General features: G+C 70.7%; 15 protein-coding genes. 8 read left to right on the top strand and 7 right to left on the bottom strand.

The genetic code is table 11. The features are described 5' to 3' along the window. Position 1: 1 nt before the first annotated feature. A complete protein-coding gene (locus ACNQOV_RS07030; RefSeq protein WP_022906914.1) occupies positions 2-634 on the bottom strand; it encodes a GNAT family N-acetyltransferase in 633 nt (210 codons plus the stop codon). Positions 635-729: 95 nt separating this feature from the next. Between ACNQOV_RS07030 and ACNQOV_RS07025 the strand changes: the two genes are divergently transcribed. Together ACNQOV_RS07025 and ACNQOV_RS07020 are read left to right on the top strand one after the other, a co-directional pair. Further along, the gene (locus tag ACNQOV_RS07025) at positions 730-1329 is read left to right on the top strand and encodes a 2-phosphosulfolactate phosphatase (protein ID WP_416393936.1); all 600 of its coding nucleotides are present in this window, start codon (positions 730-732) and stop codon (positions 1327-1329) included. A 54-nt stretch (positions 1330-1383) separates the two neighbouring features. After that, the gene (locus ACNQOV_RS07020) at positions 1384-1686 is read left to right on the top strand and encodes a DUF427 domain-containing protein (protein ID WP_402266635.1); all 303 of its coding nucleotides are present in this window, start codon (positions 1384-1386) and stop codon (positions 1684-1686) included. A 15-nt stretch (positions 1687-1701) separates the two neighbouring features. On the opposite strand, the gene ACNQOV_RS07015 is transcribed toward ACNQOV_RS07020, so the two are convergent. From ACNQOV_RS07015 to ACNQOV_RS06990, 6 genes are all read right to left on the bottom strand, one after another. Beyond that, positions 1702-2952 (bottom strand): Nramp family divalent metal transporter, encoded by a 1251-nt coding sequence (locus tag ACNQOV_RS07015; RefSeq protein ID WP_416393935.1) that lies wholly within the window; start codon positions 2950-2952, stop codon positions 1702-1704. Between the two features lie 114 nt (positions 2953-3066). Beyond that, the gene (locus ACNQOV_RS07010) at positions 3067-3762 is read right to left on the bottom strand and encodes a CGNR zinc finger domain-containing protein (protein WP_416393934.1); all 696 of its coding nucleotides are present in this window, start codon (positions 3760-3762) and stop codon (positions 3067-3069) included. 47 nt (positions 3763-3809) lie between these two features. Next, complete coding sequence (locus ACNQOV_RS07005) at positions 3810-4286, bottom strand: SprT-like domain-containing protein (RefSeq protein WP_416393933.1); 477 nt, start codon at positions 4284-4286, stop codon at positions 3810-3812. Further along, a complete protein-coding gene (locus tag ACNQOV_RS07000; protein WP_022906909.1) occupies positions 4283-5122 on the bottom strand; it encodes a hypothetical protein in 840 nt (279 codons plus the stop codon). Before ACNQOV_RS07000 ends, ACNQOV_RS07005 begins: the two co-directional genes overlap by 4 nt. Before the next feature lie 133 nt (positions 5123-5255). After that, the gene (locus tag ACNQOV_RS06995) at positions 5256-6017 is read right to left on the bottom strand and encodes a DUF4064 domain-containing protein (RefSeq protein WP_022906908.1); all 762 of its coding nucleotides are present in this window, start codon (positions 6015-6017) and stop codon (positions 5256-5258) included. Positions 6018-6198: 181 nt separating this feature from the next. Beyond that, positions 6199-7041 (bottom strand): spermidine synthase, encoded by an 843-nt coding sequence (locus tag ACNQOV_RS06990; RefSeq protein ID WP_402266653.1) that lies wholly within the window; start codon positions 7039-7041, stop codon positions 6199-6201. A gap of 131 nt (positions 7042-7172) precedes the next feature. Here ACNQOV_RS06990 and ACNQOV_RS06985 point away from each other — a divergent pair, with 131 nt between their 5' ends. From ACNQOV_RS06985 to rpoC, 6 genes are all read left to right on the top strand, one after another. Continuing rightward, on the top strand, positions 7173-7682 hold the full coding sequence (locus ACNQOV_RS06985) for a hypothetical protein (RefSeq protein ID WP_416393932.1): 510 nt from the start codon (positions 7173-7175) through the stop codon (positions 7680-7682). Beyond that, positions 7679-8896, top strand: a complete 1218-nt coding sequence (locus ACNQOV_RS06980) for a sensor histidine kinase (RefSeq protein ID WP_416393930.1) — start codon at positions 7679-7681, stop codon at positions 8894-8896. The genes ACNQOV_RS06985 and ACNQOV_RS06980 overlap by 4 nt, the downstream gene beginning before the upstream one ends. Continuing rightward, positions 8893-9567 (top strand): response regulator transcription factor, encoded by a 675-nt coding sequence (locus ACNQOV_RS06975; RefSeq protein WP_416393929.1) that lies wholly within the window; start codon positions 8893-8895, stop codon positions 9565-9567. The genes ACNQOV_RS06980 and ACNQOV_RS06975 overlap by 4 nt, the downstream gene beginning before the upstream one ends. A 369-nt stretch (positions 9568-9936) precedes the next feature. Beyond that, the gene (locus ACNQOV_RS06970) at positions 9937-10464 is read left to right on the top strand and encodes a hypothetical protein (protein ID WP_416393928.1); all 528 of its coding nucleotides are present in this window, start codon (positions 9937-9939) and stop codon (positions 10462-10464) included. Between the two features lie 355 nt (positions 10465-10819). Beyond that, positions 10820-14308, top strand: a complete 3489-nt coding sequence (gene rpoB / locus ACNQOV_RS06965; protein WP_402266665.1) for a DNA-directed RNA polymerase subunit beta — start codon at positions 10820-10822, stop codon at positions 14306-14308. A 42-nt stretch (positions 14309-14350) separates the two neighbouring features. After that, on the top strand, positions 14351-18232 hold the full coding sequence (rpoC, locus tag ACNQOV_RS06960) for a DNA-directed RNA polymerase subunit beta' (protein WP_416393926.1): 3882 nt from the start codon (positions 14351-14353) through the stop codon (positions 18230-18232). Positions 18233-18378: the final 146 nt, after the last annotated feature.

Raw genomic sequence — 18378 nt, 5'->3', positions numbered from 1 at the left:
GTCAGGCGTGCCGTGCCGCGCGACGACGGGCCCCTTCGGCCCGGTCGTGCCGGCGGAGCCGTTCGGCGAGCGAGAGCCGGACGGTCGGCCACTCCGACGCGATGACAGAGAACACCACGGTGTCGCGCAGGGTGCCGTCACGGCCGATCGAGTGGTTGCGGAGCACGCCGTCCTGCTTCGCACCGAGTGCCGCGATGGCCGTGCGGGACTGGAGGTTGTGCCAGTGCGTGCGGAACTCGACCGCGATGCACTGCCAGACGTCGAACGCGTGCGAGAGCATGAGCAGCTTCGCCTCGGTGTTGATGCCGGACCGCTGGGTGGACCGCGACAGGAACGTCGCGCCGATCTCGACCCGGCGGTTGCCGGTGTCGGGGTTGAGGAACGTCGTCGACCCCACCACCCGGCCGGTCGGGCGGTCGCGGACGGCGAACGGCACCATCCGCCCGGCGGCGTGCTCGGACAGGCGCCGCTCGATCTCGTCGTCGACCTGCGCCGGAGCGGGGATCGACGTGTACCAGGTGCGCCACAGGTCACCGTCCGCGACCGCCGCCCGCAGGTCGTCCGCGTGCTCCGGCCCGAGGGGTTCGAGCGTCACGCGGTCGCCGGTCAGGGTGGGTGCGGGGGCGATCTCCATGGCAACAGATCCTACGGTCGACGACCGTGACGAACCCCGGGCGGCGGGGCACCTGTGGAAAGGATCAGGGACCGCGGACGGCTATCGTGTCGCGGGTGGCAGCACGCACGCAGGAGAAGTACCAGGTCCGCTTCGCATGGGGCACCGGCGGGGCGGCGCGGATCGCCCACGGGACGCACCTGCTCGTCTGGGTCGACGTCCTCCCGGCGTCCGCCGGGCACGACGGCCCCGGTCGTCGACGCGCGCTCGCCGCGCAGCTGCCCGAGGGTCCGGAGGTCGTGCTCGGCCACCTCGGCAACGCGACGGCCGTCGCGGAACGCGTGACGCGCCTCCAGGCCGACCGTGGCGACCGCTGCGTCGTCGCGATCGTCGCCGCCGGACGCCACCACGCACCGGCGGACGACGCCGCACAGGCGGCGGGCGAAGCGGCCGACGTGCCGGACGCGCCGGACTTCGCGGTCGAGGACCTGCTCGCGGCCGGGGCCGTCGTCGACGCGCTCGCCGAGGTCGGGATCGACCACACCTCACCCGAGGCGGCGGCCGCGTGCGCCGCGTACACGGGGCTGCGGCGTGCGGTGAAGCACCTCGTGAGCGCCTCCGAGTCGGCCGCGGCGCTGGCCCCGAGTGCCGTGCACGATGCCTTCGCGGTCGACGGTGGACTGGAGACCCTGCGGGAATCGAGTTCCCGCGCGTAGCGTTCCCACTCGACATCCGGTACCTCGCCGGACCGCAGAGCGAAGGAGCACGCCGTGAAGGCAGTCGTCGGAGACACCGTGATCGCCGAGGCCCCCAAGGAGGACCTCATCCAGATCGAGGGCAACTGGTACTTCCCGCCGTCGAGCGTCAAGTCCGAGCTCTTCACCGAGAGCCCCACGCAGTACCACTGCCCGTGGAAGGGCGACACGCAGTACTACACGGTGAACGTGGACGGGCAGGCGCTGCAGGACAACGCATGGTCGTACCCGACGCCGATCCCGTCGTCGTTCGACCGCGTCGGCAAGGACTACTCGGGCTACGTGGCGTTCTGGAAGGGCGTCAAGGTCGTCGACTGATCCGCGCCGACCCGGTCAGCCCGCCAGCGTGAGCGCGACGAGCGCCACGTTCAGCGCGACGATCACCAGCGCGATGACCCCCGCCACGACGCGGGTGGTCATCGCGTTGACGTCTTCGCCCATCACGCTGCGCCGCGAGGTGTAGACCACCAGCGGCACGATCGCGAACGCGATCCCGAAGCTCAGCACGACCTGGCTCACCACGAGCAGCATCGTCGCGTCGACGTTCACGGCGAGCAGCACGATCGCCGGCACCAGCGTCACGAGCCGCCGCACCACGAGCGGGATCCGCACGTGCAGCAGACCCTTCATGATCTCGGCGCCGGCCATGCACCCCACCGAGGTCGAGGCGAGGCCCGACGCGAGCAGGCCCACCGCGAACAGCACGCCCACGACCGGGCCGACGTTCGACACGATCGCGGCCTGCGCGCCCGGGATCGTGTCCGTCCCCTCGACCCCCGGCAGCGTCGCCGCCGCGAGGACGAGCATGCAGACGTTCACCCCGCCGGCCACGAGGAGCGCGAGCCCCACGTCCCACCGCGTCGCGACGAGCACCCGACGACGCTCCGGACCGGCGGGGACGTCACCGTGCCGGTCACGGGCCAGCGCCGAGTGCAGGTACACCGCGTGCGGCATGACCGTCGCGCCGAGCATCGAGGCGGCGAGCATGACGGACTCGGACCCCTCGAACCGCGGGACGAGCCCGGCCACCAGCGCCGCCGGAGAGACCTGCGCGAACAGCAGCCCGGCGCAGAAGCCCACCGTGAGGATCGCGAGCATCGCCGTCACCACGGCCTCGAACGCGCGGGTCCCGCGGTGGCTCTGCAGCGTGAGGATCGCCATCGAGACCACGCCCGTGATCAGCCCACCGGCGACGAGGGGCAGGCCGAACAGCAGGTGCAGTGCCAGTGCGCCGCCGATGACCTCGGCGATGTCGGTCGCCGCGGCCACGACCTCGGCCTGCGCCCAGAACAACAGCCGGGGGGTGCGCCGCATCCGCAGGCCGAGGTGTTCCGGCAGGGACTTGCCCGTGACCACGCCGAGCTTGGCGGACAGGTACTGGACCACGACCGCGCTCGCGTTCGCGGCGACGAGCACCCACAGCAGCAGGTAGCCGTACCTCGCCCCCGCGGTGAGGTTCGCGGCGACGTTGCCGGGGTCGACGTAGGCGATGGCGGCGACGAACGCGGGGCCGAGGAGCGTCAGGCCGGCGGCGCGCTTCCGGGGCGTCGTCGCCTCGGCAGGGCGGGTCGCGGTGTCGGTCATGGGGACCAGTGTGCCAGAGGATTCGGCACGCCGAATCCTTGTTTTCGAAGTGCCTGCGGATCGATGCGGATCGGTGCGGACCGGCGCCGAGCAGACCGGGAGGCGCGGGTCTCGTCAGATCGCCGCGCGCCGCGCCCGGTGCGCCCGCACCTTCGCCCGGTTCCCGCACCGCTGCATCGAGCACCACCGTCGGGTGCCGCCGCGGGACGAGTCGTAGAACACCAGCGCGCAGTCGTCGGCCGAGCACCGGCTCAACCGCGTCGGCTGTCCGTCCGCGGCGACGTCGTCGAAGCCGACCTCGGTGAACAGCGCCACCGCGTCACGTGCGACGCTCGACAGCGCCTGGGCCAGTCGCACCCGGTTCGCTCCGGCGCGACGCCGCCCGCCGGGGAGGCTCGGCGGCACGTCGGGCAATGCCGCGAACAGGTTGACGGTGTCGATGTCGTCGGGCGCCGGTCGGGTGCGGCCGGTACCGGCTCGGAGTCCCGCGGCCACCGCCGTGCGCTCCGCCGCGGTCGACGCGGGACCCGGAGCGGCTGCGACGGCCAGCCGGGCGATCGCCGCGCGGAGGGCACGGGCGTCCTGCAGCTCGCGGGCCGTCGCCCCGACGTCGATGGGCTCGGTGTGGTCGCTCAGCCACTCGTCGAGGTCGGCCGGGGTCACCAGCAGCTCGCCGAGCTGCGCGCGCGGGCGACGGTCGTCCGGGTCGTCCGCGAAACCGCCGGTGTGCGCGAAGTCGAGGGCGATCCGTCCGGCGTCGAAGAACCAGGTGGAACCGGTGTCCGTGCGGATGTGCTGCCCCGTGTGCATCCAGCCAGGCTAACGGGTTACCGGCGCGCCTCCACCAGCGATCGGCATCATGCGGTAGCCCGGCGCTCCTCGGGGGCGCGACGGTTCCACGAGATCACGTTGCGGGCGTCGAAGCGTCGGGAGCACCTCGCGCACGCCAGCGGTCGCGTCGGGGTGCGGTAGCGGAAGTGCTCGTGGCCGGCGGGACAGGTGCCGATCCACGGCGCGAGTTCGCTCGCCACGGGACCGTCGTACAGGCGTGATCCCGTGTACCCGATGGCCTTCGCGGTGCGGCGCCAGGTCGGCCCGTGCCCGGCGCGGGCCCCGGCAAGTGCGTGCGCGATCTCGTGCAGGAGCACCTGGTCGACGTCGTCGTCAGAGAACCGCACGGCCAGGTGCCGACTCACCGTGATGCGCCGGCGGGCGAAGTCGCACTGCCCCGCCCGGGTCTTCGCGTGGTCGAAGCCGAACGACCAGCTGCCCGTTCCGAGGTGCGCGGTCATCAGCCGCTCCGCGCGGGACCGGACGGCCTCGAGCGTCGTCACCGGTCGTCGTCGGGTTCGTCGCGTCCGGCCTGGCCCTTCTGCGCCGCTCGTGCGGCGATGCGGCCCCAGAGTTCGTCGGCCTCGGTCCGGGCGGCGTCGGGCGCGCCGAGCACACGACGTCGGACCGGCGGGGTCTGCTGCGCCGGCTCCGGGGCGCGGGGTGCCACCGGCTCGTCCTCCTCCGCGCGGCGCGCGGCGACGTCGCGGGCGGTACGGGGCTTGTCCTCGACGCGCGGCTGCGCGACCGAGGCCCGGAGCGCCGCCTCGACCGCCGTGCGCAGCGCCTCGGTGCGCTCCGACGGGGCACCGGCCTGACGGAAGGCCTGGTACGCCCGGGACAGCGCGGCACGGGCCTCGTCGAACCGGGAGAGCTCGAACAGCGACCAGCCCTCGAGCTCGGCCGCCGCGCCCTCGAGCTCCGGCCACTCCTCGGTCCGTGCGGTGTCCCGCGCCATGGCGGACTCGGCCGCAGCGCGCTCGTACCGACCGAGGTCGTGGAGCACGTGGGCGCGACGGATCCGCGCGGACACCTTGTCGGAGCGCTCGCCGGTGAACATCGTCAACCGGAAGACCTCTTCAGCGATGACGAGGGACTCGTCGAGCCGACCGAGCAGGCGGAGGAGTTCGGCGCGTTCGGCCAGGGCGTCGGTGCTGCGGCTCTGCCCGAGGTCGCGCAGCCGCTGCTGCACGGCGTCGGCGTCGACCGCGGGGCGCAGGCTGATCGGAGCGAAGGTGCTGCCGGGGCTGACGCCGGCCGTCACGGGCGCCGCATGACGCGGTTCCCGGGCGCGGTCGGTGCGGTCGGGCTGCTGGCGGTCGTCGGGCGGGAGGGACATCGGTTCGAGGGTAGCCGCGCTGTCCCGAGAGCGAGCGGTGCCACGCGCACGGGGGGCACGGACGTGTCCTCGGTCGAACGGCGACGGCCCGCCGTGCGGGTGCACGACGGGCCGTTCCGGGACCACGCTCGGATCAGGGCGCGACGCCCGAGTTCGCGACCGAGACGGCGGCGACCGCTCCGTAGGTGACGAAGAAGGCGATGGGACCGAGCACGGCGAGGATGAGCCCGAAGACGCCCCACGCGCGACCGCGCTTGGTGACGATCGCGATGATGCCCTGCACGATCGCCCAGATGCCGAGGACCGAACCGATCACCGCGATCACGCCGCTGATCAGGATCGTCGGGGAGCTCGTGACGTCGTCGAACGCCTGCGGGTCCGTCGTCGACCCGCCGTTCTGGATCATGTCCTCGAACGCCCGGCTGTCGACGATCGCGGAGCCGAAGAAGTACCCGCCGACGATCCCGAGGGCGAGGGCGATCAGCCCGAGCAAGAACGCCACGACACCGACGGTCTTCTTCTTGGCCTTCGGCTCCTCGTAGCCCTGCCACGACGGGGCACCGGCGCTCGCCGGAGCCGCCGCGTACGGCTGCTGGCCGTACTGATCGTGCCCGTGCTGGGGCTGGCCGTACTGCGTCGACCCGTACTGCGGGGTGTCGCCGTGGCGCGGCTCGCCCTGCTGGTCGTGGTCGCCCCAGCGTGGAGCGTCGGCCTGCGGTGCCTGCTCGCCGTACCGCGGTGCCTGCTCGCCGTACTGCGGTGTCGAGGCGGGCGCGGGATCGACGCGCTCGCCGTAGCGGGGCGCGTCGTGCGCGGGCTGCTGCGGCGCTCCGCCCCAGCTCGGCGCCTGGCCGTCGCCCGTCCGGTCCTCGTTGCTCCGGTCGTCGTTCGTCATCAGGGTTCCCCTTGCTCGGTCGCGCACCTGCGCGGTCGTTCAGACCCATCCTGGCAGGGACACCCTCCGCGTGTGCGGGACCGGCCCGATCGCGCCCGGAGCGCCCGGAGTGCCCAGGGCCGAGCGCCCAGCACCCAGCGCCCAGCGCCGCCAGTGCGCCCGCTGCGGGGGCCGACCCGGCTCAGCCGCCGAACACGCTCCGGTTCGGCTCCGGCGACGCCACCGCGGTCTGGTCGGTGACGATCGGCGCCCCGGCGACGAACGCGCGCAGCTCGGCCCCGTGCACGACCTTCGCCGGCATCGGGTCCGACGAGTACCGCCGCGGCATGTCCGCCACGGGCAGGTCCGTCGGCGACCCGAGGAGCACGATGTTCCCGAACCGCCGCCCCTTGAGCATCCCGGTGTCCGCGACGGCGGCGACCGACGGCAGCACCGCCTGCAGGGTCGATGCCTGCCCGCGGGCGAACGCCAGCCCGGCACCGTCCGCCACGTTCACGGCGACGATGCCGGTGGGCGACAGGAAGGCCGCGACCTCGCGGTAGAACTCGATGCTCGTCACGTGCGCGGGGATCTGCGAGCCGCCGAACACGTCGACGACGGCGAGGTCCACCGTGCCGCGCAGCCCGGCGGGGAGCTTGCCGAGCACCTCGCGGGCGTCGCCGTACCGCACCCGGATCGAGGCCCCACGGGGGAAGGGGAGCGCGTCCCGGACGTGGTCGACGAGGTCCCGCTCGAGCTCGATGACCTGCTGTCGGGACCCCGGCCGCGTCACCGCGACGTACCGGGGGAGCGTCAGGGCACCGGCGCCGAGGTGCAGGGCCGTGACCGGGCCGTCCGGCAGCAGGTCGATCGCGTGCCCGATCCGCCGGATGTACTCGAACGCCAGGTGCGTCGGGTCCTCGAGGTCGACGTGCGACTGCGGCGTCCCGTCGACCACGAGCGTGAAGGACCCCGGCCGGTGCCGGTCCGGCTCGACCACCGCGTACCCCGCACCGATCCGGAACCCGTCGAACGCATCAGCCATGGCACCAATCGAACACCACCTGGATCCCCACCCGGGTCCCCACCCCTGGTTGGTGGGCGGGCGGCCGCTCGCGGACGAGGCTGGTCCCACCGGTCGGGAACGGCCCGCCGGACCCCACCGGAAGGACGATCATGTCGGTCCAGCTCCTCGCGAACATCCTCATCGGGATCGCCCTGGTCGCGTTCCTCGGCTACCGCCAGGCGACCTGGCAGTACCTCGACCCGACCCGCATCTGGCGCACACCGCTGGTCATGGCGATCGTCGGCGTGGTTGTCCTCACCCAGACCCGATCGACGATCACGACCACCGACGTCGTGTTCCTCGCGATCGAGGCGCTCGTCACCATCGGCGTCGGCCTCACCATGGGCAGCATCACCCGCTTCCGCACGGTCGGCACCCCGGACCGCAAGGGCCGCACGATCCAGTCCCGCACGGGTGCGCTCGGAGCCGCGCTGTGGATCGTGCTCATCGCGGTGCGCATCGGGCTCGACGTGCTCGGCGCCCACCTCGGCGCCCACCTCCTCACCTCGACCGGGACGATCCTGCTCGTCCTCGCCCTGAACCGCGCCGCCCGTGCCCTCGTCATCGACGGGCGGATCCCCCGCGGCGACCGCCGACCGAGCGGCATGATGGTCCGGTGACCCTGCTGACCGGCAAGGACGAGACCGACCTCCCCGGGGGCCGGTCCCGTTCCGGTGCCGCCTGGGGGCTGAACGGCCTCGGCATCGCGATCGTCGCGTTCTGGTTCGTCCGGAACGGCGTCCTGCTGCACCACCCGGCGTGGGTGTGGATCCTCGGTGCCGTCGCGCTCGCCGCATGGGCCCTCCGCGAGTTCAGTCGGACGCCCCGGGTGCTCCTCGTCGCCGGCGTGGTCATGATCGCCGCGGGGTCGGTCGTCGTGGTGCCGACGGACTCGCTCATGATCGTCCCCGTGATCGTCGGGATCGTGCTCCTCGGCGCGAACCTCCGCATCCCGGTCTGGACGAGCGCCGTGGCCGCGCTCGCCGCGATCGTCGTCATCGCCGTCTCCGCGTCGATCGCGCACGCCTCGGTCCAGTTCGTCCTCGGGACGAGCGGCGGCCTGCTCCTCGGGGTCCTCATCGGCTTCAGCCGCCGACAGTTCCGGATCGCGGCGGACCGGGCACGGGCTGCCGAACGGGAGCAGCAGCGCGCCGAGCTCCTCGCCGACCGGTCCCGCGCGGCCCGCGACATCCACGACGTGCTGGCGCACTCGCTCGGCGGCCTGGTGCTCCAGCTCGACGCGGTGGAGGCCCTGCTCGAGGCCGGCCGGGTCGACGACGCCACCCGGCGCGCGGCCGAGGCGCGGGCGCTCGCCGCGGACGGCCTGGCCGAGGCGCGACGCGCGGTCCACGCCCTCCGCGACGATGCCGGGGCGGATGCGGGGACGGACGCCGCGACGGACGTGCCGTCCTCTGCCGAGCCGAGCCGCGCCTCCCGTCCGGCGACCGGGGACGCACCCGACCTGGACGCGCTCGTCGCGGCTCACCGCTCGTTCGGCGGCGAGATCGTGACGCAGGGGGACACGGCGCTCACGGCCCTCGACGCGGCGCACCGCGCCGCGGTGGTCCAGGTGGTCCGGGAGGCGCTCAGCAACGCGCGCAGGCACGCACCCGGCCGTCCCGTGTCCCTGTCCGTCATCCGGGACGGCGACGCCGTGGACGTCGTGGTCGCGAACCCGCTGTCCGGCGGCGGGCACGGGCTGCTCGGGATGCGGGAGCGCTTCGCCGAGCTCGGCAGCGGTGCCGCGGTCGAGGCGGACCGGTCGGACGACGAGTTCGTCGTGGCGATGCACCTGCCCGTCGACCGGCTCGCCGCCCGAGGGGACCGGTCGTGACCATCCGCGTGCTCGTCGTCGACGACCAGGCCATCGTGCGCGACGGCCTGGTGACGGTGCTCTCGCTCGTGGACGACCTCGAGGTGGTCGGCCAGGCGTCCGACGGGGCCGAGGCGATCGACCAGGTGGCGCGGCACGCGCCGGACGTCGTGCTCATGGACCTGCGGATGCCCGGCGTCGACGGCCCCGCCGCGACGGCGCGCATCACCGCGGAGCACCCCGGGGTCGCCGTGCTGGTCCTCACGACCTTCGCCGACGACGCCTCGATCCTGACCGCGCTGCATGCCGGTGCGCGCGGGTACCTGACGAAGGACGCCGGCCGCGCGGAGATCGCGACCGCGATCCGCGCGGTGGCCTCGGGGCAGTCGACCTTCGACGCCGCCGTGGGTGCGCGGCTCGTGGCGCAGCTCGCGGGCGGCGGCGGCTCGCTCGCGGCGGCGCCGGGTCCGGGGCCGGCGTCGTCGCCGGACGCCGGGCTCCGTGACCGGTTCCCGGAGCTCACCCCGCGCGAGGCCGACGTCCTCGAGCGCATCGCCGAGGGCCGGTCGAACCCGCAGATCGCCGCCGAGCTGTTCCTCACCGTGCCGACCGTGAAGTCCTACGTGAACCAGGTCTTCACGAAGCTCGGCGTCCGCACCCGCGCGGAGGCCGTGGCCCGCGTCCTGCGCTGACCCGGGTCTGCGTTCCCGGCTCGTCCGCAGCCCGGACCCGGCACCTCCCGGGGCATGCGGGTGGATGCGTGCACATGGACGACCAGCGGACGCCAAGGGTCGTCGCCTACCGTTCACCGGGTCGTCACCTCGGTGCGTCGAACCGTGCAGTGCCCCACACCCCACGGTTCCGCACCCCGCTCGTGACCGCGGCGTGACCGTCGGGCAACCCCACTGCCCGTGGTGTGCGCGCCGTCGGCGTGCGCCGGGCTCCCCGCTCTCCTGCGCGCCGCCCGTGGCCTGCCCGCCGTCGCGCGACCACCGATCACACAGCGTGCGTCATGGAGTCCATGGGCACGCACGGACCCGATCCCGCGAGGAGCCGACCCCATGACCGACACCGTGAGCGTCCCCACGTCCCGGCTGACCACGACCCACCGACCCACGCCGACGACCCGCGCCCTGCGACCGTCCGCCCACGCCGAGCGCGAGTACGCGCCGACCTGGATGCGTGCGGTGGGGGCGGTCCTGCTGGTCGGCGGACTCGGGCTGACCGCGGCGGTGCTCGGCTGGCCGGGGGACGCGCCGGAGGCGTCGCTCCTGGTGCCGGCGCTCGTCGGGGTCGCGGCCGGCTTCCTCCTGCTGGTCGCACGCTCGGGCTACGACGTCACGGACACCCACGTCGTCCTGCACTTCCGGCCGCTCCCGGCCCGTCGGATCCCGCGCGACCGGATCGCCGACGTGCGACTCGTCGAGGCGGACGCGTCGACGTACGGCGGCATCGGCCTCCGGATCGGCCGCGGCGTCCGCGCGCTCATCCTCACGCCGGGCCTCGGGATCGAGTTCACCGACGACCGTGGACGCGTGACGTTCGTGCGGACCCGGCAGCCCGAGCGAGCCTTCCGCGCGCTCCGCTGACGGGCGCTCGGGCGGGAATGCCGAGGTCGTCCACCGGCTTATACACGGCACTGCCGAATTCGGTCAAGCCAGGACTGGACATCCGCGACGAGGCCGACCTATGATGGCAGTTCGCGCTCCCTGGCATCCGTGTCGTCATATTGCGGTCGACGCAGCGTTCTTCCAGAACGTGCCCTGGTGGTGCCGGTCCCGTATATGTCGGCGGGTCCCGTCCACCCAGATCATCGCACACGTGCACAGCTCACCGGCCGTCGCGTGATCGCGTGTCTTCGAGGGGTGCGCCGAAGCGTCAATCCACTCACCTACGTGCTGCTCGTCAGTACCGGCCCGACGGGGCCTACCGGAGGTCAAACCCTTGGCTGCTGCGCCCAACGCATCCACCAACCCCAAGAACGGTCGCAACCACTCGCGACTCTCGTTCGCCAAGATCACGGACACCCTCACGGTTCCTGATCTGCTCGCACTCCAGACGGAGAGCTTCGACTGGCTCGTCGGCAACGACGTCTGGAAGGCCCGCCTGGCCGAAGGTCAGGAGCAGGGTCGCACCGACCTCGCGCTGCACTCCGGCCTCGAGGAGATCTTCGAGGAGATCTCCCCGATCGAGGACCTCGGCGAGACGATGCAGCTCGGCTTCACGTCGCCCGAGCTCGAGGACCCGAAGTACTCCATCGACGAGTGCAAGGAGCGTGGCAAGACCTACGCCGCCCCGCTCTACGTCAACGCCGAGTTCATGAACCACATGACCGGTGAGATCAAGACGCAGACGGTCTTCATGGGCGACTTCCCGCTCATGACCGAGCGCGGCACGTTCATCATCAACGGCACCGAGCGCGTCGTCGTCTCGCAGCTCGTCCGCTCGCCGGGCGTGTACTTCGAGCGCCAGCAGGAGAAGACGTCCGACAAGGACATCTACTCCGCTCGCGTGATCCCGTCGCGCGGTGCGTGGCTCGAGTTCGAGATCGACAAGCGCGACCAGGTGGGCGTGCGCATCGACCGCAAGCGCAAGCAGTCGGTCACGGTCTTCCTCAAGGCGCTCGGCATGACGAGCGAGGAGATCCTCGACGAGTTCAAGGGCTTCGCCTCGATCGAGTCGACCCTCGAGAAGGACGCCATCCTCACCAAGGAAGAGGCGCTCAAGGACATCTACCGCAAGCTGCGTCCGGGCGAGCAGGTCGCCGCCGAGGCCGCGCGTGCGCTCCTCGACAACTTCTACTTCAACCCGAAGCGCTACGACCTCGCCAAGGTCGGCCGCTACAAGGTCAACCGCAAGCTCGGCATCGACGCGCCGCTCAGCGACTCGGTCCTGACCGTGCAGGACATCGTCCGCACGATCAAGTACCTCGTCTCGCTGCACGCCGAGAAGACGAACCTCGACGGCGTCCGCGACGGCGAGCCGGTGCAGCTGCGCCTCGACGTGGACGACATCGACCACTTCGGCAACCGTCGCATCCGCGCGGTCGGCGAGCTCATCCAGAACCAGGTCCGCACCGGTCTGTCCCGCATGGAGCGCGTCGTCCGCGAGCGCATGACCACGCAGGACATCGAGGCGATCACGCCGCAGACCCTGATCAACGTGCGCCCCGTCGTCGCCGCGATCAAGGAGTTCTTCGGGACGTCGCAGCTGTCGCAGTTCATGGACCAGAACAACCCGCTCGCGGGCCTGACGCACAAGCGTCGTCTCTCGGCCCTCGGCCCGGGTGGTCTGTCCCGTGAGCGTGCCGGCGTCGAGGTCCGTGACGTCCACCCGTCGCACTACGGCCGCATGTGCCCGATCGAGACCCCGGAAGGCCCGAACATCGGCCTGATCGGCTCGCTCGCGTCCTTCGGTCGGATCAACTCCTTCGGCTTCATCGAGACGCCGTACCGCCGCGTCGTGAACGGTCAGGTCACCACGACCATCGACTACCTCACGGCCTCGGAAGAGGACGACTTCGTCGTCGCCCAGGCGAACGCGCCGCTCACCGACTCCTTCCACTTCCAGGACGACAAGGTGCTCGTCCGGAAGAAGGGCGGCGAGGTCGAGCTCGTCGGCAAGGACGAGGTCGACTACATGGACGTCTCGCCGCGCCAGATGGTGTCGGTCGCGACCTCGCTCATCCCGTTCCTCGAGCACGACGACGCGAACCGCGCCCTCATGGGTGCGAACATGCAGCGCCAGGCCGTGCCGCTCCTCCGTTCCGAGTCGCCGCTCGTCGGCACCGGCATGGAGGGCTACACCGCCATCGACGCCGGTGACGTCGTCACCGCCGACAAGGCCGGCGTCGTCTCCGAGGTCTCGGCCGACGCCGTGACCCTGCAGCTCGACGAGGGCGGCACGCAGACCTACTACCTGCGCAAGTTCGACCGCTCGAACCAGGGCACGAGCTACAACCACCGTGTGGTCGTCTCGGCCGGCGAGCGCGTGGAGCAGGGCGAGGTCATCGCCGACGGCCCCGCGACGGAGAACGGCGAGCTCGCGCTCGGCAAGAACCTCCTCGTCGCGTTCATGCCGTGGGAGGGCTACAACTACGAGGACGCGATGATCCTGTCGCAGAACCTCGTGAAGGACGACACGCTCTCCTCGATCCACATCGAGGAGTACGAGGTCGACGCCCGCGACACGAAGCTCGGCAAGGAAGAGATCACCCGCGACCTCCCGAACGTCAGCCCGGACCTCCTGGCCGACCTCGACGAGCGCGGCATCATCCGCATCGGTGCCGAGGTCCGCCCCGGCGACATCCTCGTCGGCAAGGTCACGCCGAAGGGCGAGACCGAGCTGAGCGCCGAAGAGCGCCTCCTCCGCGCCATCTTCAACGAGAAGTCGCGCGAAGTCCGCGACACCTCGCTGAAGGTGCCCCACGGTGAAGAGGGCACGATCATCGGCGTCAAGGTGTTCGACGCGCAGGACGGTGACGACGAGCTCGGCTCCGGTGTCAACCAGCGCGTGGTCGTCTACATCGCCCAGAAGCGCAAGATCACCGCGGGTGACAAGCTCGCCGGTCGTCACGGCAACAAGGGCGTCATCTCGACGATCCTGCCGGTCGAGGACATGCCGTTCCTCGCCGACGGCACTCCCGTCGACATCGTGCTCAACCCGCTCGGCGTCCCCGGCCGCATGAACTTCGGCCAGGTCCTCGAGATCCACCTCGGGTGGCTCGCGAAGCAGGGCTGGAACGTCGAGGGCATCCAGGAGTGGGCGTCCGCCCTCCCCGAGGCCGCCCGCAGCGCCGAGCCCGGCACGAAGGTCGCCACCCCGGTGTTCGACGGTGCGTACGAGCGTGAGATCGAGGGCCTCCTCGACTCGACCCTCCCGAACCGCGACGGCGAGCGCCTGATCGGTTCGTCCGGCAAGGCGCAGCTCTTCGACGGCCGCTCCGGCGAGCCGTTCCCGGAGCCCGTCTCGGTCGGCTACATGTACATCCTCAAGCTGCACCACCTGGTCGACGACAAGATCCACGCCCGTTCGACCGGTCCGTACTCGATGATCACGCAGCAGCCGCTGGGTGGTAAGGCGCAGTTCGGTGGACAGCGCTTCGGTGAGATGGAGGTGTGGGCGCTCGAGGCGTACGGCGCCGCCTACGCCCTCCAGGAGCTCCTGACGATCAAGTCCGACGACATCCTCGGCCGCGTGAAGGTCTACGAGGCGATCGTCAAGGGCGAGAACATCCAGGAGCCCGGCATCCCGGAGTCGTTCAAGGTCCTCATGAAGGAGATGCAGTCGCTCTGCCTGAACGTCGAGGTCCTCTCGGCCGACGGCCAGGCGGTCAGCCTCCGCGACACGGACGACGAGGTCTTCCGTGCCGCTGAAGAGCTCGGCATCAACATCTCCTCGCGGTTCGAGTCGTCGTCCGTCGACGACATCTGATCCCGCCCGTACTCGTAACGAATCCAGCTAGAGAGAAGAACATTGCTCGAAGCAACTTCATTTGACGCACTGCGGATCGGTCTCGCCACGGCCGAGGACATCCGCCAGTGGTCGTACGGCGAGGTCAAGAAGCCGGAGACCATCAACTACCGCACCCTCAAGCCCGAGAAGGACGGTCTGTTCGGCGAGCAGATCTTCGGTCCGTCCCGCGACTGGGAGTGCGCCTGCGGCAAGTACAAGCGTGTCCGGTTCAAGGGCATCGTCTGCGAGCGCTGCGGCGTCGAGGTCACCAAGTCCTCGGTCCGCCGTGAGCGCATGGGCCACATCGAGCTCGCCGCGCCCGTCACGCACATCTGGTACTTCAAGGGCGTCCCGTCGCGCCTCGGGTACCTCCTCGACATGGCGCCGAAGGACCTCGAGAAGGTCATCTACTTCGCGGCGTACATGATCATCGACATCGATGAAGAGGGCCGTCACGCGGACATGCCGGGTCTCGAGAACGAGATGCGTCTCGAGATCAAGAACCTCGAGGGCCAGCGCGACTCGATCATCGCCGACCGCCTCAAGAAGCTCGAGGACGACCTCGCAGCGCTCGAGGAAGAGGGCGCCAAGGCCGACGTCAAGCGCCGCACCAAGGACACCGCCGAGAAGGAGATGTCCCAGGTCCGCAAGTCGTTCGACGAGGACATCACCCGTCTCGAGCGCGTGTGGGAGGACTTCCGCAACCTCAAGGTGGGCGACCTCAAGCCCGAGGACGCCGTCTTCCACGAGCTCCAGGACCGCTTCGGGATCTACTTCGACGCCTACATGGGCGCCGAGGCGATCAAGCTGCGGCTCGAGGCGTTCGACCTGGCCGCCGAGGCCGAGGCGCTGCGCCTGCAGATCGCCGAGGGCAAGGGCCAGAAGAAGATCCGCGCGATCAAGCGTCTGCGCGTCGTCAGCTCCTTCCTCGCCACCGGCAACTCGCCGGCCGCGATGGTGCTCGACGTCGTGCCGGTCATCCCGCCGGAGCTGCGCCCGATGGTGCAGCTCGACGGTGGCCGCTTCGCCACGAGTGACCTCAACGACCTCTACCGTCGTGTGATCAACCGCAACAACCGTCTCCGCCGCCTGCTCGACCTCGGTGCCCCCGAGATCATCGTGAACAACGAGAAGCGCATGCTGCAGGAAGCGGTCGACGCGCTGTTCGACAACGGTCGTCGTGGTCGTCCGGTCACGGGTACCGGCAACCGCGCCCTGAAGTCCCTGAGCGACATGCTCAAGGGCAAGCAGGGTCGTTTCCGCCAGAACCTGCTCGGCAAGCGCGTCGACTACTCGGGCCGTTCGGTCATCATCGTCGGCCCGCAGCTGAAGCTGCACCAGTGCGGTCTGCCCAAGCAGATGGCGCTCGAGCTCTTCAAGCCGTTCGTGATCAAGCGCCTGATCGACCTGTCGCACGCGCAGAACATCAAGTCGGCCAAGCGCATGGTCGAGCGTTCGCGTCCGCAGGTGTGGGACGTGCTCGAGGAGATCATCCGCGAGCGCCCCGTGCTGCTGAACCGTGCGCCGACGCTGCACCGTCTGGGCATCCAGGCGTTCGAGCCGCAGCTCGTCGAGGGCAAGGCCATCCAGCTCCACCCGCTCGTGTGTGCTGCGTTCAACGCGGACTTCGACGGTGACCAGATGGCCGTGCACCTGCCGCTGTCGGTCGAGGCCCAGGCCGAGGCCCGCATCCTGATGCTCGCCTCGAACAACATCCTCAAGCCGTCCGACGGCCGCCCGGTGACCCTGCCCGCACAGGACATGATCATCGGTCTGCACCACCTCACGACCGTCCGCGAGGGCGCCGTGGGTGAGGGCCGTGCGTTCTCGTCCGTCGCCGAGGCGATCCTCGCGAAGGACCAGGGCACGCTGCACCTCAACGCGCTGGTGAAGATCCGCATGGCGGACGTCCACTTCGCCGAGGGTGAAGCACCCGAGGGCTACGAGCAGGGCGACACCGTGCTGCTCGAGACGACCCTGGGCCGTGCGCTCTTCAACGAGACCCTCCCGGCGAACTACCCGTTCGTCCAGAAGGTCACCGACAAGGGCGTGCTCTCCGCGATCGTCAACGACCTCGCCGAGCGCTACTCCAAGACCGAGACGGCCGCAGCGCTCGACCGGATCAAGGACGCGGGCTTCTACTGGGGCACGCGCTCCGGTGTGACCGTGGCGCTCTCGGACGTCGTGACGCCTCCTCGCAAGAAGGAGATCATCGCGGGCTACGAGGTCCAGGCCGCCAAGGTGCAGGGCGAGTTCGACAAGGGTCTGATCACCGACTCCGAGCGTCGCGCCGACCTGATCAAGATCTGGACCGAGGCCACGAACGAGATCGCGCAGGAGATGCGCGACAACTTCCCGGTCGACAACACCATCAACCGCATGGTGTCGTCCGGTGCTCGTGGTAACTGGCTCCAGGTCCGCAACATCGCCGGTATGCGTGGTCTGGTGAACAACCCGAAGGGCGAGATCATCGCCCGCCCGATCATCAACTCGTACCGCGAGGGCCTGACCGTGGCGGAGTACTTCATCGCCACGCACGGTGCTCGCAAGGGTCTTGCCGACACCGCGCTCCGGACCGCGGACTCCGGGTACCTCACCCGTCGTCTCGTGGACGTCTCGCAGGACGTCATCATCCGCGAGGACGACTGCGGCACGACGCGGGGCCTCGAGCTCCCGATCGCGACCGTGGGCGCCGACGGCAAGCTGGTCCGCGACCCGCGCGTCGAGAACACCGTGTACTCGCGCACCCTGGCCACCGAGGCCGTGGACGCCGAGGGCACGGTCGTCGCCGAGGCTCGGGAGGACGTCGGTGACGTGCTCCTCGAGAAGCTGCTGGCAGCCGGTGTCGAGAGCATCAAGGTGCGCTCGGTCCTGACCTGCGAGTCGAGCGTCGGTGTCTGCGCGAAGTGCTACGGCCGTTCGCTCGCCACGGGCAACCTCGTCGACATCGGCGAGGCGGTCGGCATCATCGCCGCCCAGTCCATCGGTGAGCCCGGTACCCAGCTGACGATGCGTACCTTCCACACGGGTGGTTCGGCGTCCGCCGACGACATCACCCAGGGTCTGCCGCGTGTCACGGAGCTCTTCGAGGCGCGTACCCCCAAGGGTGCGTCCCCGATCGCCGAGGCCCCCGGCCGCGCCACGATCGAGGACACCGACAAGGGTCGTCGCATCATCCTCACGCCGGACAACGGCGACGAGCCGTTCATCTACCCGGTGCTGAAGCGTGCGACGCTCCTCATCGAGGACGGGCAGCACGTCGAGCTCGGCGAGCAGTTCATCGCCGGCACCGTCGACCCGAAGGAAGTCCTTCGCGTCAAGGGTGTGCGTGAGGTCCAGAAGCACCTCGTCAACGGTGTGCAGGACGTGTACGGCTCGCAGGGCGTGCCGATCCACGACAAGCACATCGAGGTCATCGTGCGCCAGATGCTCCGCAAGGTCACCGTCGTCGACCACGGCGACACCGACCTGCTCCCGGGCGAGCTCGTGGACCGTTCGCGGTACAACGAGCTCAACCGTGCGGCGCTGCAGGAGGGTCGCAAGACCGCTTCCGCTCGCCAGGAGGTCATGGGCATCACGAAGGCGTCCCTCGCGACCGAGTCGTGGCTGTCCGCCGCGTCCTTCCAGGAGACCACCCGCGTCCTCACGCAGGCGGCCATGGAGGGCAAGCAGGACCACCTCGTCGGCCTCAAGGAGAACGTCATCATCGGTAAGCTCATCCCCGCCGGGACGGGCCTCAGCCGGTACCGTGACGTGGACGTGAACGCGACGGAAGAAGCGAAGGCGGAGCGGTACCCCAACCGCATCTTCGCGGACGACTCGTCGTTCTCGGACGCCGACCTGAGCTTCGTCGACTTCGACAGCTTCTCGTCGGACGACTTCACGCCGGGCACCTACAACTGAGCCTGAGCTCCACCGGAACGGCCCCCGCATCCTCGGATGCGGGGGCCGTTCCCGTCGGTGGCGGTCCGTCGTGACCCGTCGTCGGACGGGAGGCGCGGTGCGGGCCGGCACCGCGCCTCCCGTCCGTCAGGTGGTGGCGTGACGGT

Source organism: Curtobacterium sp. LFS084 (genome assembly GCF_047977705.1).
In the GTDB taxonomy this organism is placed as follows: Bacteria; Actinomycetota; Actinomycetes; order Actinomycetales; family Microbacteriaceae; genus Curtobacterium.
This window is presented reverse-complemented; position numbering and strand designations above follow the sequence as displayed.